The following is a 16,305-nucleotide window of genomic DNA, read 5'->3' as shown; positions in this document are numbered from 1 at the left end:
GTATTGGACGCCTGTCTTGTCTAGAATGCAAATTCATTTATTTCATTCATTCATCTCATCGTTGCATGAATTACACATTGCGGCAGTTGCGGGTCTTCCTGGCAGGTGGCAGCGCATGGGAGTTTCAGTCGGGCAGCGGATGCAGTAGGGCTTACCCAGCCTGCGGTTAGCCGGGGTGTGGCCGAGCTGGAAGAAGCACTTGGCGTGCGGTTGCTGGACCGCACTACCCGCGAAGTGGTGCTGACTGATGCGGGAACCGCATTGGTGCCGGCGCTCGAACGCCTGTTGGGGCAGCTCGACGACACGCTCGAAGAGACGCGCCAATCAGGTGAGCGCTATCGTGGACGGGTAGTAATAGCCAGTGCGCCGACCATTTCGGCGCGGCTGATGCCGCTATATGTGGCAGCGTGTGCGAGCCAATATCCCGAGATACGGTTGTTTATACGCGACAACGTGCAGGCCGACGGGCTCGAGCAGATTCGTGCGGGGGCAGTGGACTTCGGCGTCCTGATCGATCCGCTTGCGCGCGAAGGGCTGACCATCTCGCCGTTGGCCACCGATCCGTTCTGCTTTGTCTGCCGCCGGGATCATCCGCTGGCCAATGCCGAATCGGTGCCGTGGAGCGCGCTGCATGGCGAACGGCTCGTACTGCTGGACTTTGCATCAGGCAGCCGGCCCCTGATCGACCGCATCCTGGCACGCCACGGCGTGGCGCCCCAGGTGGTTCAGGAACTTGGCCACTCCGCGAGCGTGTTTGGCATGGTCGAGGCTGGCATCGGCGCCTCGGTGCTACCGTCGTTCTCGCTGCCGCTGCCCGAGGCGTCACCGCTGGTATCGAAGCCGCTGACGCCGCGCGAGGAGCGCAGCATCGTCATGGTCAGGCGCGAAGACCGTTCGTTGTCGCCGGCGGCCGCCGCGGTCTGGCAGATGGTGCAGACCATGCCGATCCCGGCGGATGCCGCGACCTGATGAACCACAGTCATTGCCTCGGCGACCCCGTGACCAGCGCCGCTTCCAGCGCGAAGCTGCCATCGGGCTGCACACGGTAACGGTCGCGCACTTCGGCCGGCGCCTTTTCCCAAAGGTGCCGGATTGCTGTCTGGGCTACCTCGGGCGTACGCATGCGGGCTACCCAACTGCTGAACTCGATCTCGATCCGCCAGACCGGCGACACCTCTGCGCCAAGGCCGGCTGCTTCGAACATCTGCGCCCATACCGCCGGCGTGTAGTCGCGGATATGCGACGGATCGCGCAATAACTCCACCGACTGCAGCCAGGTGTCGCAGAGCGGATCGTCGGCGCCGACGATATCGATCAATACCACCTTGCCATTGGGTTTCAGTACGCGCCGGATTTCGCGCAGCGCGGCGGGAACATCACGCCAATGATGCGCGCTCATGCGTGAGACCACAGCGCAGAAACTGGCGTCTGCATATGGCAGGACTTCCGCCGCACACTGTTGCGTCCTGATATTGGCCAGCCCCCGATCCTGTGCGTCTGCGTCGACCACCGCGAGCATTTCCGCCGACAGGTCGTAAGCCACCACTTCGTTCGCAACCGTTGCGGCTGCAAAGCTGGCATGGCCGGCGCCGCAACCGAGATCGAGCACACGGCTATGTGCGACAGGCTTCAGGTGAGCCAGTGCTTGCTTGAGTTGTTCAAGGTCCGCGCCCTGTGCATGCACGGTGCTGGTGAGATAGGCATTGGCGGTGGCGCCGAACTGGGCGGCGACGAGTTCCTGCTGCTGCATGAGGGGTGCCTCGTTCTTGTCTGGTAGTTGACGGGGATTGCCCGGGCCCGGGACTTCACGTACTGTAGGCGCCGTGTTTTCCCGGTACAAGTCACTGATTTATCCTGGTATAAGAGTCACCAGCCAATGCCTTCCGACACATCGAATCCGACGTCGAACCCACTATCGCGCGAAGCCGAACTGGGCATGTTCCTGCGCAGCTATCGCGAGCGGCTGACACCGGCCGACGTGGGGTTGCCGCCGGGGCGCCGCCGCCGCACACCGGGACTGCGTCGGGAAGAGGTGGCCCAGCTGGCCGGGCTCAGCGCCACGTGGGTGACCTGGCTCGAGCAGGCGCGGCCCGTGGCCATGTCGGCGCGCGCACTGGCCAGCCTGGCGCAAGCGCTGTGCCTGTCGCGCGCCGAGCGGGCCTATCTGTTTGCGCTCGCTGGCAAGCCAGAGCCCAGGCAGGATGCCGATCCGGGCGTACCGGCGGCGTTACTGGCCAGCGTGCAGGCCATTACCGCGCCGGCCTACCTGCTTGACCGGCAATGGACCGCACTGGCGTGGAACGACGCGGCCGCCGACCTGTTCGTGGGCTGGCTCGACGATGCGAATCACGAGAAGAACCTGCTGCGCGCGATGTTCCTGTCCCCTGCGCTGCAGGCGCTGGTCGAGGACTGGCCGCATCGTGCGGCGCGCCTGGTGGCGGAATTTCGCGTACATAGCCTGCGCCATGCCGAGGATCCGCCCACCCGGGCGTTGATCGAGCAGTTGCTCGAGGACAGTCCTGCGTTTGCGCAAGCGTGGCGTTCGCAGGATGTGGAGGAGCGGCAGGGCGGCCGGCGCGGGTTTCATCATCCCGCGCGTGGCCCGGTCTATTTCGAACAGTTGACGCTGGTGCCGCCTGCGGCACCAGGCATGATGCTGGCGATGCTGCTGCCCGAAGCCTAGGTCTGTTTCAGGACCTACTTCGGCTGCATCCGGATCGCGCCGTCGAGGCGGATCACTTCGCCATTCATCATCGTGTTGCCGATAATGGCCTGCGCCAACTTCGCGTACTCGGCGGGGCGACCCAGGCGCGGCGGGAACGGCACCATCTTGCCGAGCGCGTCCTGTACTTCCTGCGGCATGCCCAGCAGCATCGGTGTTTCAAAGAGCCCCGGGGCAATCGTCATGCAGCGTACGCCGTCGCGCGCGAGGTCGCGTGCGATGGCCAGTGTCATGCCCACCACGCCACCCTTCGACGCGGCATAAGCGGCCTGCCCGATCTGCCCGTCGAAGGCCGCCACCGATGCGGTGTTGATGATCACGCCACGTTCGCCTTCGGCGTCGGGGGTGTTCTGGACCATGGCCGCCGCTGCCAGGCGGATCATGTTGAACGTGCCGATCAGGTTCACGCGGATGGTTTTCTCGAATGCATCGAGCGGGTGCGGCCCATTCTTGCCCACGGTCTTCGATGCCACGGCAATCCCCGCGCAGTTGACCAGGCCAGCCAGGCGCCCCAGCTTTTGCGCGGCATCGACCGCAGCCTGGCCGTCGGCCTCGGCACTGACGTCGCATTTCACGAACTGTCCGCCCAACTCCTTTGCCAATGCCGTACCGGCGGCTTCATTGAGGTCGGCGATGACAACCTTGCCTCCCGCTTCGGCCAGCATGCGGGCCGTGCCCGCGCCCAGGCCGGAAGCGCCGCCGGTGACGATGAAAACATTGCCCTGGATGTCCATCCTCGTGTCTCCTTGTTTGAGTGCCGTTTACGTTAACGTAAATTCAGTACCGAGGTAAGTGGAATTACCGCTGGGGGGCAAGCGAGGCACGCCCAAAACAAAAACGGCCCGGCAAGAGCCGGACCGTTTTGGTCACCACCAGGACAGCGGGAAAGGCTTACTTCAGTGCCTCGAACACGCTGGCCGTGATCTTGTCCACATCGCCCACGCCCGCAATCTTGCGGTACTTCGGCGGTGCCACCTTGGCCGATGCGTCGCCCTTGGCGGCCCAATCGGAGTAGTAGTCCACCAGCGGACGGGTTTGCTGCGAGTAGACGTCCAGGCGCTTGCGCACCGTTTCTTCCTTGTCGTCGTCGCGCTGGATCAGCGGCTCGCCGGTTTCGTCGTCGGTGTTTTCCACCTTCGGCGCATTGAACTTGACGTGATAGGTGCGGCCCGACGCCACGTGTACGCGGCGCCCGCTCATGCGTTCGATGATGGCATCGAACGGCACGTCGATTTCCAGTACGTAGTCGATCGCCACGCCGGCTTCCTTCATGGCCTCGGCCTGCGGAATCGTGCGCGGGAAACCGTCGAACAGATAGCCCTTTTCGCAGTCTGGCTGCTTAAGGCGGTCCTTCACCAGGCCGATAATGATGTCATCCGACACCAGTCCGCCAGCGTCCATCACCTTCTTGGCTTCGATGCCCAGCGGCGTACCGGCCTTCACCGCCGCGCGCAACATGTCGCCCGTGGAGATTTGCGGAATGCCGAACTTTTCGCAGATGAACTTGGCTTGCGTGCCTTTGCCGGCGCCAGGCGCGCCCAACAGGATCAAACGCATTTACGGGTCCTCAAGGTATTTGAATTCGGTCTGGCGGGAGGTATGGAAGGAGGGTAACGCCGCAACTTGACGCAGGACTTACGGCGGCATTGCCTGACGTGCCGGTCGAGGCATTTGCCGGAGTCAGGTCATGCGCGGCGTCCCGGGCACTGCGTTTGGCCACTGGTCAGCGGCACGCATCCGGGCGGGCTCGATCTCTATCTCCCCACCGAGCCTTTGCAGACGCGCGTTACGCATCTGCGGGCTCTGTATCGGCAAGCATTATGCCATGCGTCACGCCAATTCGGCCTGCGTGGAAGTTGCAGCAGTATGAACTTAGGCGGACAAGCATGGTCTACGCGGCCCAACCCTCAGCGGCCAGGGGCTCCAGGGTCACGGACCATCCTGGGCCATGCCCTGTGCCCAGAGCGCCCGAACGCGCTCCAGATCGGCCGGCGTGTCGACGCCGGGCGCCGGTGCGGCAGCCGTGACCATCACACCGATCCGCTCGCCATGCCACATCGCGCGCAACTGCTCCAGCGCCTCGGTCTGCTCGATCGGCGCGGTGGCCAGTGTCGGGAAGCGCCGCAGGAAGCCGGCGCGGTACGCGTACAACCCGATATGGCGCAGCACGGGCATGCCGGGCAACGGCACCTGGGCCGACGCGGCCGGCTGGGCCGGCACGCCGGCCCAGGCATCGCGCGCCCAGGGTATCGGCGCGCGCGAAAAATACAGGGCGCGGCCAGCGTTGTCGCAGACCACCTTCACCACGTTCGGATTGAAGATCTCGGCCACGTCTTCGAGCGGATGGGCGGCCGTGGCAATCGCGCAGTCGGGGTGCGAAGCCAGGTACAGCGCCACTTCGTCGATCAGGTTCGGGTCGATCAGCGGTTCGTCGCCCTGTACATTCACGACGATCGCATCATCGGGCAGTCCGAGCTGCGCGGCCACTTCTGACAGGCGGTCGGTGCCCGACGGATGGTCGGCACGGGTGATGACGGCCTCCACGCCGCGCGCGGCACACGCCTGCGCCACTTCGGGCGCATCGGTGGCCACCACGGTACGCTGGGCCGACGAGGCGTGGGCGCGTTCGGCCACGCGCACGATCATCGGATGTCCGCCAATATCGGCCAACGGCTTGTTGGGCAGACGCGTGGACGCCAGCCGGGCCGGAATCACCACGGTAAATGCGGGAATGCTCATGATCTGGAGATCTGCGGCGGGTGAAGGGAGCTGCCTGCTCAGTTGCCGGCCGGCCCGGAGGGCTCCACCGGGATCACGCGGCCCGGCACCGACTGGCGCGCTTCATCGGCCAGCATGACCGGGATGCCATCGCGGATCGGGTAGGCCAGCTTGTCGGCGTGGCAGATCAGTTCCTGGGCGGCGCGGTCGTATTCCAGCTTGCCTTTGCAAAGCGGGCAGACGAGGATTTCAAGCAGCCGGTTGTCCATCCTGGTGTTCCTTGTCGAGACCGTTCGTCGCGCCCGTGGCGGTGGTTTGCCCAGTGGTGACGGGGGTGGCGACGGCCGGGTTGCGCGCCATCACGGCGCGGCGGATTTTATCGATCAGGCCCGCGTCGATCACGGGCGTGGTGGGGACGACCCAGATCCTCGGGTCGTCGAAGCGCTCGCATTTTACGGCATCCTTCTCGGTGATCAGGATCACGTCGGCGTTGAGCGCATCGTCGTTGCCGGCGAACGGGTCATCGGCAAAATCATAGTGGTCCGGCAGCGGCATGGTGGCCGTGGGCGACAGGCCCGCGCCACGCAGGCTGGCAAAGAAGCGTTCCGGATTGCCGATACCTGCCGCGGCCAGCACGCGCTTGCCCGCGAACTGCGACACCGGGCGTGCCATGGTCGGGTCGTTGAGCTGCCACGCGTCGTCGAGCACCAGGCGCATGCCATAGACATCGGGTCGGTCGGGCGTGGCCTTGAACGTCGGGTCGTTGATCAGCGTGGCATCGCGCGGCCGGCTCAGCGGCTCGCGCAGCGGGCCCGCCGGCAGCAGCAGGCCATTGCCGCCCATGCGCGCATCGAACATGACGATTTCGAAATCGCGTTGCAGCCGGTAATGCTGCAGGCCGTCGTCGAGTAGCAGCACGTTGATGCCAGGATGCGATACGAGCATGGTTTGCGCGCACAAGGCCCGGTCCGGAAACACCCACACGGGTACATCGGTGGCACGCGCAATCAGCAGCGGTTCGTCACCGACATCGGCGGCTTTCGAAGTTGGCTTGACGCGGCGCGGATGCTCGAGCTTCACGCCATAGCCACGCGACACCACGCCGGGACGCAGCCCCGCTTCGGTCAGGGCGTGTGCCAGCGCAATCACCGCAGGCGTCTTGCCGGTGCCGCCGACCGTGACATTGCCGACCACGATCACCGGCATCGGCAGTCGCGTGGATTTGAACCAGCCCTGCTGGTAGCCATGGCGCCGGATGCGCGCAATCAGTCCGAACAGCAGCGAAAGCGGCCACATCAGCCAGGCAAACCAGCCGCGGCGTTGCCACTGGGCGGTGACGAAGTCGGCAAGGTCGTGTCGGGGAGCGGGCATGAACGGAACCGATGGAAGAGGGCGGTGCCACCGAAGGGTGGCACCGTCGAATGCAGACATTATGGGCATCGGGCAGCGCATGCGGCAAGTTTGCCGTCCATCGACGCGTTGCCCGCCCGGGCAAGAGGTCAGCGCTGCTGCGAGCTTTGCGTGGCGAAGGTCAGCCGCGACAGGCCGGCTACGCGCGCAGCCTCCATCACGTTGATCACTGCCTGGTGCGTGGCCTGGGCGTCGGCGTTGACGATGACCACGGGCGGCGGCCCGTTGCCGGCCGGGCCAGCGGCGCTGCGCAACTGGTCGGCCAGGCTCGTCACGTCCTTCTGCTCGAGCACCTGCTTGTTGATCGAATAGACCCCGCGTGCCGATACCGATACGACGATTTCGCTCGGGCGTTGTTGCGAGTGCTCGGCGTCGGCGGTGGGCAGCTGGATCTGCAATTCGGTAAAGCGCGAGTACGTGGTCGTGATCATCAGGAAGATCAGGATCACAAGCAGCACGTCGATGAGCGGGATCAGGTTGATCTCCGGCTCCTCGCGGCGCTGGCGGGAACGGAAGCGCATGGCGTGTGCTCCGGTACCGGTCAGGCGCGCCGCTGCGGCAGGATGGCGTCCAGGAACGCGGTGGCGCGGAATTCCAGTTCGGCCACGTAGTCATCGACGAGCCGGCGGAAGTAGCGCCAGAAAATCAGCGCGGGGATCGCCACGATCAGGCCGAAGGCCGTGTTGTAGAGCGCCACCGAAATGCCATGTGCCAGCTGTTCCGGGTTGGCGCCGGTGCCGCCCTGGTTGCCGAAGATCTCGATCATGCCGATCACGGTGCCCAGCAGGCCCATCAGGGGCGCCACAGAGGCAATCGTGCCCAGCGCGTTCAGGTAGCGTTCAAGATCGTGCGCCACGGCCCGGCCGGCTTCCTCGACCACATCCTTGGCGGCGTCGCGCGAGGTCTGCGGCTGCAGCACGACATGGCGCAGCCCGGCTGCCAGCACGCGGCCCAGCGGCGAATTCTTTTCCAGGTTGTTGACAACCTCGGGCGTGGCCTTGCGCTGCTGGGCGGCGACGAGCGCCTCCTCGTACAGCTTCGGCGGCAGGATCTTGCTGCGCTTGAGGGAAACAAAGCGTTCGACGACCAGCGCAAGCGCGATGACCGAGGCGAGCAGCAACGGCCAGATCGGCCAGCCGGCCGCTTGAATGATGGAAAACACGTGGACCCCCGAAATTCTACGAACGAACGACAGACCCGAAACGGAATGGCTTGGTACGAATGACGTGGCTGCCTTTGATGCGCGCCGATGTGCCGGGCGCAGCGGCATGCTCGAAAAATTGCAGGCGCCACTCTAACCCGCCCCTCGGCGCGCGGCAAGCGCACGCGCGTGGCGCTGTCTGCGGCTTTCCACACAGAAGCTGGACAGTGCTGTGGACCAGTTGTGGAAAGGTTTCGGAAAAGCAGGCTAACTCATTGATTGCAAAGAAGGTGGCGATATCTGCCTGATTTTTGTGCAGAGTGGTCCATGGCGGCGTCTGCGCGGTCTGGAACGGTATTTCCTGGCGTGAATTGCCCGCTGCGCGCGGTCTTTCCACATGGCGACTGGACAGTGCTGTGGATCAGCTGTGGAAAGTTGCCGGAGAATTCATGCAACCCATTGATTCAAAAGGATAATGGTTTATGTGCCTAAAAATTGGGCAGAGCCTTGGCCATGGCCTAGCATTCCTGGCAATCAGACAAGTCGCCCATTTTCCACATGGAAACGGGACAGGATTGTGGACCGGTTGTGGATAAGCCCTGGAAAAATGACGTAAACCTTTGATCCATATGAACGTATACGTTAACGCCTAAAAAATGGGCAATGCGGTCCGGTGCAACGTGCAGACCATGGGCGGAACCATGGCAGTGCGGTACCGTTGCCACAGCGTGGATTCGGCCCCGGCGTATACCTTGTCCACAGGCGGTACGCTTGACAAATCATTTATCCAGAACTTCTGTGGATAACTTTGTGAACAAGCTCGGGGCGATTTTGGTAAGTCGTTGACGCGTAAGGTTTTCTCTTACATTGCCTGTTTTTTGGTCCCGCACGAAAATTCATAAGAATCAAAGGCTTGTACCGACTCACGGGCGTTGTGGGCGAAGGCATGTGCAGTGTGCCTGGCCTCTTGACATATCCATTATGCTGTGGACATGTCCATCTCACGCCGCCTGAGCGGCCGTGCACCATGCCAGAGAACGAGAACCTTTCGCGTTTTGCGCCGTCCCAGCCTCCCGCGCGGAATCGCGAGGTCATTCCGGTCAGTGAACTCAACCATGCGATTGCCGGTGTGCTTGAACGCAGTTTTCCACTGGCATGGGTAAGGGGAGAAATCTCAAACTTCACGCGTGCCGCGAGCGGACACTGGTATTTCTCGCTCAAGGATGCGCGCGCGCAGATCCGCTGTGTGATGTTTCGCGGCCGCAACCAACATGTCGACTTTGCGCCACGCGAAGGGGAAGCCGTCGAGGTGCGTGCCGTGGTGTCGATGTACGAGGCACGTGGGGAACTGCAGCTCGGTGTGGAGGCCATGCGCCGCGCTGGCCTTGGCAATCTCTACGAGGCGTTCCTGCGGCTCAAGGAAAAACTTGCACAGGCGGGCCTGTTCGATGCGGACCGCAAGCGCAGGATTCCCGCCCATCCGCGCGCGATCGGCGTAGTCACTTCGCTGCAGGCCGCCGCGATGCGCGATGTACTGAGTACATTGCAGCGCCGTGCGCCGCATGTGCCGGTGGTCGTATACCCGGTGCCGGTGCAGGGTACCGGTGCCGCCGAAAAAATCGCGGCGATGCTGGACACGGCCAATGCGCGCGGTGAGTGCGATGTACTGATCCTGTGCCGTGGTGGCGGCAGTATCGAAGACCTGTGGTCGTTCAACGAAGAAGTGGTGGCGCATGCCATTGCGCGTAGCGATTTGCCGGTGGTGTCGGGCGTAGGCCATGAAACCGATTTCACGATTGCCGATTTCGTGGCCGATGTGCGCGCCCCCACGCCAACCGGAGCGGCCGAACTGGTAAGCCCGGATCGCGCACACCTGTTGCAGGCCGCGCGCCGTGCGCACGATGCGCTGGCCCAATGCATGGACCGTCAGCTCGAACGCCGCGGCCAGCACCTGCAATGGCTGGCGCGGCAATTGCGCAGTCCGCAGGCGCAATTGCAGGAGCGCCGCGCGCAGGTCGACAATCTGGCCCGGCATTTGCGTGCGGCATTGCGCGATACGGTGTCAGTGCAACGGCATCGGCACGATGTGCTGGCGATGCGCTGGCGCGCCTGCAAGCCAGACCTGGGCGCCGCGCAGGCAACGCTAGATCGGCTGGCCGGGCGCATGGAGGCAGCCGTGCAGCGTCGGCATGAACGCGAGACCGGACGACTGGCTCGTGTGTCAGGCGCGCTGGAACTGCTGGCGCCACAACGCACGCTGGAGCGGGGCTATGCGGTGCTGCTCGACAATCGTGGCCGGGCGCTGCGGTCGCCCGCCGAATTGCGGGCGGGCAGCATTGTCGAGGCGCATCTGGCGGAGGGCACCGCCGACATTGAAATTGCTGGTGTGCAGACCAAACTGGGCACATTCTGAAGCGCTTTTGACGTGCGCCGGCGCCCATGCTTGCGACTGATTCTCAATCGACCCGGATCCTTCCCCCGAGCGGCCGCGGGGGAAACTAACATGACATCAGGGGGCTTTCCGGACCCGTTTGCGCGGGTCTGGCAAGTCACCTACAATCGGCCATTCTCCCCACCAAAACCCTAGAGACAGAACAATGGAACACACGCTCCCTCCTCTCCCTTACGCGCATGATGCCCTGGCTCCGCACATCTCCAAGGAGACCCTCGAGTTCCATCATGACAAGCATCACCAGACGTACGTCACGAACCTGAACAACCTGATCAAGGGCACCGAGTTCGAGAACGCGTCGCTGGAAGAAATCACCAAGAAGTCGTCGGGCGGCATTTTCAACAACGCAGCCCAGGTCTGGAACCACACGTTCTACTGGGAATCGATGAAGCCGAACGGCGGCGGCCAGCCGACCGGTGCACTGGCTGACGCGATCAACGCCAAGTGGGGTTCGTTCGACAAGTTCAAGGAAGAATTCACGAAGACCGCCGTGGGTACCTTCGGTTCGGGCTGGGCCTGGCTGGTCAAGAAGACCGACGGCTCGCTGGACCTGGTGTCGACCTCGAACGCCGCCACCCCGCTGACCACCGACGCCAAGCCGCTGCTGACCTGCGACGTGTGGGAACACGCCTACTACATCGACTACCGCAATGCCCGTCCGAAGTATGTCGAGGCATTCTGGAACGTCGTGAACTGGGACTTCGCATCGAAGAACTTCGCCTGAGCGAACTTCTGGCGAATGAAAGAAAGCCCTCCGAGTGAGGGCTTTTTCTTTTGCACCAGCGCCCGGTGCGCGATGTAGAAAGACAGTCTTAACAGGTGAGTAGGGGCTTATGCGCGCGCGGGCTTGAAGATGAGGCCTTGCTGGGCCACGCCGATGGGGCCCAGCACGTCGTGAAGCGTGGTCCGTGTCAGCCCGATGCCATCCTGCTGCACGGTCGTTGCCGATTCCGCTGCGACCCATTCGCCCTGGGGGAGCCGGTGCAGGTAAACGGTCAGGTCGGCATTGGCGAATGCAAAGCGATTCAACGGTACGGCCCAACTGATGCCGTTGCCGAAATCTGCCGCGGCAATGGCGCGGGCCGCGGCGCTGACCGGCGCGTCGTCCAGGAACGGTACTGCTACGCGGAACCACACTGCCGCAGGACCTGCTTCGGTGACCGTTCCCGTCGCGACGCGGCTCTCCATCGCGGTGTAGTGGAACGAGGTCTGTGGCTGCATGCCCGGAATCAGGATCGGCGTGTGGCAGGCGTCAGGAGGAGGGAGGGTCGGTGGCTGCAACGAAGGCTGGAGATCCAGATCGCGCTGTCGCATGTAGAGCGCCACACCTTGCAATACGGTGACGTTGTCGTGCAACAGCTCCAGTCGTACGCGCCGTACTGCCCCGCCAGCTTGCGGTTCGACCACCGCGCGCAACGATGCCACGGGCACAGGGCGGAGGAATTCCAGCGTGAGGCGCACCATCGACCAGCCCGGCTCATGCGCCATGGCGCGGTCAGCAAGCGTCGCCAGCAAGCCACCCGGTGCTCCGCCATGCTGAGCGCCGGGATTCCACGGTCCACGTGACAGTACCGTGGACTCGACGAGATCGCCTGAAATCTTAAAAATGCTGGACGGAATGGACACCGGGCACCTCCTTGATCGGAATGGTGCATCTTACGCCGGCGCCGGGGTCCTAGACGTTGAAGCTCGGTTCGCCGTAGCGCTCCAGCAGCGATTCAACCAGTGCCATGTCCTGCGTTTGCGGAATGCGATCCTCGACCACGCGCGACGGTCCGCAATAGGTTGCCGTAACATGCCGGCGCACCTTCAGCACGCCGCTCTCGGGTGCTGGCACTTCAACGCTGGACCATGGCGTATGACGGTAGCTTCCGGCGACCCAGCCATCCGGGGTCAGGTGCAGTTCTTCCCATTCTTCATTGTTTGGCATTGCTTGCTGTTTCTCCTGTGGACGGGGGTAGGTGGGAAGGGTGAGGCGCGCGGGCGCCAATCAACGTTGCTGTCGGCGCAGGCGTGCCGCCGCATGTTCGCCGGCGCGCCGGGCCGCCTGCTTGGCGTTTGATTCCGAGCAGTGCGTGGCGTGTCGCATCGATACATTGGCGACGATGCGCTCCGTGCCATTGTGGTACTCGGAGATCATGTAGTTGGCAAACCAGACGCCCGGTTCCTGCTGGATGGGATAGACCGAGACGGTGAAGGGGGTGATGCGTGGTGTGGTGCTGGGTGTGATACGTGTATTCAAACTGGATGTCTCTTTGGAGGCGACCGGTCTGCAGCCGCGATGCCGCGCGTCAATCCGCGCGGCTGCGTGCTGGTCTCTGGCGACCGTCGCCGTTGCAAGGGTGGCATTGCGTTCCGCGCATGAGCGCCGGGAGCAGATGCCGCGAGATATGGACCGTGCCTGCGCGCCTGAAGTGCCGGACTAGCGGCGCGGCGGGCGCGGAGCGGACGTTACGCGAAGTTACGCCGCCGGTCGGATCGGGTTGCGGGCCGGCTGTAGCCTGGTCCGAAAGAAGTCGGGTCAATGCCCGACGGCCGCCGATGCTCTAATAATCATGATGTGGGGCGGCCGGCGCATTCAACGACAGGATGTGCCCTGTGAGTCGTCTGTGTCGTCTGACACTACTGCGTCGAACAGACGCGATGATACCACTTTGCGTTTTCCGGCATTGCAGCGCACCTCAGCGCACGCCAGGCTCATGCGACCATCTCGTGCACCGGCGTGTCGTCTTCGGCGTTGAACTCGGTCAGGCAATTGAGGTCGAGCGCGCGGATATGTTCGGTCATGAAGTCGATAAACACGCGAATGCGCGTGGGCAGGTGCTGGCGGCTCAGGTAGCAGATGTAGTGCCCGCGGTCGTCGGGCGCGTGCCTGCCCAATGCCACCACAAGCTCGTTGGCGGCAATGTGATCGCGGATCTGGTAACCCGCGATCTGCGCAATGCCCCATCCCTCCAGTACCGCGTGCAGCACGAGGTCCGCATCGTTGAACGTCATGCGTGCGGTAGGCATGTACTTGCGCACCATGCCATCGACCTTGAACTCCCATTCGAAGATGCGGCCGCTCGAAAACCGGAAGTTGATGCATTCGTGCCGGCACAGTTCGCCCAGCGATTGTGGCAATCCATGCCGGGCGACGTAGGACGGCGCGGCACAGAGCGCCATCTGCATCGGAATCAGCTGCTTGGCGATGATGCTCGAGTCCTCGATGCGGCCGTTGCGGAACGCCACGTCGATCTGCTCGGAAGCAAAGTCGGTGGGTCGATCGTCGAGCAGCAGGTCGATGGCGATATCGGGATACGCCTGCACGAATTTGTCCAGCAGCGGCGCCACCACCTTGCGGCCGAAGCCCACCGTCGAGCTGATGCGCACGAGGCCACGCGGCGGACCCTGCCTGAGCTCGAGCATGTCGTTCATGGCTTCGACGATATGCGTCACGCCCTGGTGACAGTTCTCAAAGAAGCGCTGGCCTTCGTGCGTCAGTTGCGTGGTACGTGTGGTACGCAGGAACAGTCGCGTACTGAGCTGCGTTTCAAGCTTCTGTACATTGCGGCTCACTGCGGAGCGGCCAATGCCAAGCCGTTCGCCGGCCTTGGCAAAGCTGCCTTCACTGGCCACGGCCATGAAGGCCATGATGCCCGCGTAGCTGGCCGCAAAGCTCGTGGACAGCGCGTCTGCGCGATTCGGCAGGCTAAGCCGATAGACACGCTCCGAGGTATCCGGTGAATTCATCTTGTCCTTCCCTGCAAACACTTCATTCCACTCAGTCGGCTGACGTTCTCGCGATCTTAGTAAGCGCTCAATATGCCGTAAATGACAGCGTTCCCAGTTTTCCTGCCAGACTGCCAGCCCGCTTCGGCACGTCACGGGGCTCGCACATTCGATTGGTGCATAAGTGGAAACCCCGTAGCGCTGCAAGTCATCCTTATCGAAATTGCTTCCAGCGATTACAGTCATGCCAGCCATGAATCCGAATCCGCCCCCTCCCCGCACAGGAAACATTGAAGACATGCCACGCAACGTATTGTTTGTGGCATATCCCGATGTGAGCCTGCTCGACCTCGCAGGTCCACAGACCGTGTTCTGGGCCGCTGCGAACTATGCGCGGGCGCGTGGCATGGCCGGCTACCGGTGCCATACGGTCAGTCTTTCCGGCGGCAAGGTGACCTCGGTGGAGGGCACTACGATGGAGTCGGTGTCGCTGGAATCGTTCGACCTGCGGCTGGTCGACACGGTCGTCGTGCCGGGCTCGCCAACCATCCTGGAGGTGGCGAAGAATTCCACTGCACTGATTGACTGGCTGAACCACGCCTCGGGCAAGGTGCGGCGCGTGGCATCGGTGTGCAGCGGCGCATTCCTGCTTGCATTTGCGGGCCTGCTCGACGGCAAGCGCGCCACGACCCACTGGGCCATGCTGGAGCGTTTTCGCGAGCTGTTTCCCACGGTGGATCTCGACCCCGATGCGATCTTCGTGCAGCAGCAAAACCTCTGGACATCTGCCGGCGTCACCACCGGCATCGACCTGGCGCTGGCCATGGTGGAGGCCGACTACGGCCACGAGGTGGCGCTCAACGCCGCCAAGGAACTCGCGGTGTACATGAAGCGGCCCGGCGCACAGCCCCAGCTCAGCGAGATCCTGATCACGCAAAGCCGGCAGGTGCCGGTCTTCGAGTCGCTGCATTTGTGGATCGTCCAGAACCTCTCGCGAGAAGAGCTCTCAGTCGAGCAACTGGCCGACCATGTCGGCATGAGTCCGCGTAACTTTGCACGCGTCTACAAGGAAAAGACCGGGCGCACACCAGCCAAGGGCGTGGAGCATTTCCGGCTCGAGGCTGCACGTCGCCAGTTGCAGGACATAAGTCGGCCGATCGACCTGATCGCACGCGATTGCGGCTTTGGCAGTGAAGAGCGCATGCGCGTGACATTCCAGCGGCACTTCGGGCTCTCGCCCAGCGAGTACCGTCTCAAGGTGAATCGCTAGCCGCATCCGATTGGTGCAAAACAGGAAACACCGTGCTCTCGCCGCAGGTCTGGCGGGAGGGCACGGCGTTACCTAGCATGCAGGTGGATTCGTTCCACCCTCAGCATGGAGAAGCATCATGAAGATTGTTGTCATTGGCGGTACTGGCCTGATCGGCAAGAAGGTTGTGGCGCGCCTGGCGGCGCAAGGGCATGAAGTCGTGGCCGCCTCGCCGGGCACCGGCGTCAACACGTTGACCGGCGAAGGCCTCGCGCAGGCACTGGCTGGCGCGCAGGTGGTGGTGGACGTGGCGAACTCGCCTTCGTTCGAAGACAAGGCCGTGCTCGATTTCTTCGAGACCGCGGGCCGCAATCTGGCAGCTGCCGAGAAAGAGGCCGGCGTGGCGCACCATGTTGCGTTGTCGGTGGTTGGCACCGACAAGCTCGAACAAAGCGGCTACTTCCGCGCCAAGATCGCGCAGGAAGCATTGATCCGCAAGGCCGGCATCCCGTTCACGATCGTCCGCTCGACGCAGTTCCTCGAGTTTCTCGGGGGCATCGTCCAGTCGGCCGGGCAGGGCGACACGATCCAGATGACGCCTGCACTGATCCAGCCCATTTCTTCGGATGACGTGGCCCACGCGGTAGCCGATGCCGCGTTGGCCGCACCGGTCAACGGCATGTTCGATATCGCGGGGCCGGAGCGCTATCGCATGAGCGACCTCGTGCAGCGCTATCTCAAGGCGACTGGCGACACGCGCACCGTGGTGGCCGATCCGACGGCACGCTACTTCGGCGCAGATCTCCAGGAAGGCACGCTGGTCCCGGAAGGCGAGGCACGCCTGGGTCGCATCAGTTTCGAGGAGTGGCTGCAGTCAACACAGAAAAAATAGTCGGAGACAC

17 protein-coding genes and 1 pseudogene are annotated in these 16,305 nt (G+C 63.4%); 6 read left to right on the top strand and 12 right to left on the bottom strand.

Going from position 1 to position 16,305, the window contains the following annotated elements:
- The first annotated feature begins 65 nt into the window (after positions 1–65).
- A pseudogene (locus ACO550_RS00150) lies at positions 66–969 on the top strand (LysR family transcriptional regulator).
- Between the two features lie 10 nt (positions 970–979).
- Here ACO550_RS00150 and ACO550_RS00145 read toward each other — a convergent pair.
- Positions 980–1,750: a class I SAM-dependent methyltransferase gene (locus ACO550_RS00145; protein ID WP_485993899.1), complete on the bottom strand. Its 771-nt coding sequence runs from the start codon at positions 1,748–1,750 to the stop codon at positions 980–982.
- 126 nt (positions 1,751–1,876) lie between these two features.
- On the opposite strand from ACO550_RS00145, the gene ACO550_RS00140 reads away from it, so the two are divergent.
- Positions 1,877–2,683: an MmyB family transcriptional regulator gene (locus ACO550_RS00140; RefSeq protein ID WP_315598708.1), complete on the top strand. Its 807-nt coding sequence runs from the start codon at positions 1,877–1,879 to the stop codon at positions 2,681–2,683.
- A gap of 14 nt (positions 2,684–2,697) precedes the next feature.
- On the opposite strand, the gene ACO550_RS00135 is transcribed toward ACO550_RS00140, so the two are convergent.
- The 7 genes from ACO550_RS00135 to ACO550_RS00105 all read right to left on the bottom strand — a co-directional run bounded on the left by ACO550_RS00135 (position 2,698) and on the right by ACO550_RS00105 (position 8,012).
- A complete protein-coding gene (locus ACO550_RS00135) occupies positions 2,698–3,456 on the bottom strand; it encodes a 3-hydroxyacyl-CoA dehydrogenase (RefSeq protein WP_485993897.1) in 759 nt (252 codons plus the stop codon).
- A gap of 157 nt (positions 3,457–3,613) precedes the next feature.
- The gene (gene adk / locus ACO550_RS00130) at positions 3,614–4,279 is read right to left on the bottom strand and encodes an adenylate kinase (RefSeq protein ID WP_485993895.1); all 666 of its coding nucleotides are present in this window, start codon (positions 4,277–4,279) and stop codon (positions 3,614–3,616) included.
- 372 nt (positions 4,280–4,651) lie between these two features.
- Positions 4,652–5,461, bottom strand: a complete 810-nt coding sequence (kdsB, locus tag ACO550_RS00125) for a 3-deoxy-manno-octulosonate cytidylyltransferase (RefSeq protein ID WP_485993893.1) — start codon at positions 5,459–5,461, stop codon at positions 4,652–4,654.
- A gap of 38 nt (positions 5,462–5,499) precedes the next feature.
- On the bottom strand, positions 5,500–5,709 hold the full coding sequence (locus ACO550_RS00120) for a Trm112 family protein (RefSeq protein ID WP_315597859.1): 210 nt from the start codon (positions 5,707–5,709) through the stop codon (positions 5,500–5,502).
- Positions 5,690–6,811 carry a tetraacyldisaccharide 4'-kinase gene (gene lpxK / locus ACO550_RS00115; protein ID WP_315597860.1) on the bottom strand — a complete coding sequence of 374 codons (1,122 nt, stop codon included), beginning with the start codon at positions 6,809–6,811 and terminating at the stop codon, positions 5,690–5,692. Before lpxK ends, ACO550_RS00120 begins: the two co-directional genes overlap by 20 nt.
- A gap of 128 nt (positions 6,812–6,939) precedes the next feature.
- Complete coding sequence (locus ACO550_RS00110; protein ID WP_315597861.1) at positions 6,940–7,371, bottom strand: biopolymer transporter ExbD; 432 nt, start codon at positions 7,369–7,371, stop codon at positions 6,940–6,942.
- A 20-nt stretch (positions 7,372–7,391) separates the two neighbouring features.
- Complete coding sequence (locus tag ACO550_RS00105; RefSeq protein ID WP_315597862.1) at positions 7,392–8,012, bottom strand: MotA/TolQ/ExbB proton channel family protein; 621 nt, start codon at positions 8,010–8,012, stop codon at positions 7,392–7,394.
- A 1,006-nt stretch (positions 8,013–9,018) separates the two neighbouring features.
- Here ACO550_RS00105 and xseA point away from each other — a divergent pair.
- Positions 9,019–10,404 (top strand): exodeoxyribonuclease VII large subunit, encoded by a 1,386-nt coding sequence (xseA, locus tag ACO550_RS00100; protein ID WP_315597863.1) that lies wholly within the window; start codon positions 9,019–9,021, stop codon positions 10,402–10,404.
- A 184-nt stretch (positions 10,405–10,588) separates the two neighbouring features.
- Entirely contained in the window at positions 10,589–11,167 is a 579-nt protein-coding gene (gene sodB, locus ACO550_RS00095) for a superoxide dismutase [Fe] (protein ID WP_315597864.1), read from the top strand.
- A gap of 107 nt (positions 11,168–11,274) precedes the next feature.
- Here sodB and ACO550_RS00090 read toward each other — a convergent pair whose 3' ends face one another.
- From ACO550_RS00090 to ACO550_RS00075, 4 genes are all read right to left on the bottom strand, one after another.
- Positions 11,275–12,069: a thioesterase family protein gene (locus ACO550_RS00090; RefSeq protein ID WP_315597865.1), complete on the bottom strand. Its 795-nt coding sequence runs from the start codon at positions 12,067–12,069 to the stop codon at positions 11,275–11,277.
- A gap of 49 nt (positions 12,070–12,118) precedes the next feature.
- A complete protein-coding gene (locus tag ACO550_RS00085) occupies positions 12,119–12,373 on the bottom strand; it encodes a translation initiation factor 1 (RefSeq protein ID WP_315597866.1) in 255 nt (84 codons plus the stop codon).
- 60 nt (positions 12,374–12,433) lie between these two features.
- Entirely contained in the window at positions 12,434–12,673 is a 240-nt protein-coding gene (locus ACO550_RS00080) for an isochorismatase (RefSeq protein WP_485994157.1), read from the bottom strand.
- A 467-nt stretch (positions 12,674–13,140) separates the two neighbouring features.
- The gene (locus tag ACO550_RS00075; RefSeq protein WP_315597868.1) at positions 13,141–14,175 is read right to left on the bottom strand and encodes a LysR substrate-binding domain-containing protein; all 1,035 of its coding nucleotides are present in this window, start codon (positions 14,173–14,175) and stop codon (positions 13,141–13,143) included.
- A 277-nt stretch (positions 14,176–14,452) separates the two neighbouring features.
- On the opposite strand from ACO550_RS00075, the gene ACO550_RS00070 reads away from it, so the two are divergent.
- Positions 14,453–15,424 carry a helix-turn-helix domain-containing protein gene (locus ACO550_RS00070; protein WP_315597869.1) on the top strand — a complete coding sequence of 324 codons (972 nt, stop codon included), beginning with the start codon at positions 14,453–14,455 and terminating at the stop codon, positions 15,422–15,424.
- 118 nt (positions 15,425–15,542) lie between these two features.
- Positions 15,543–16,295 (top strand): NAD(P)H-binding protein, encoded by a 753-nt coding sequence (locus tag ACO550_RS00065; RefSeq protein WP_315597870.1) that lies wholly within the window; start codon positions 15,543–15,545, stop codon positions 16,293–16,295.
- The last annotated feature ends 10 nt before the right edge of the window (positions 16,296–16,305 follow it).

The organism is Cupriavidus sp. (genome assembly GCF_057315035.1).
The sequence above is the reverse complement of the archived record's forward strand: the minus strand, read 5'-3'. Positions and strand labels throughout refer to the sequence as shown.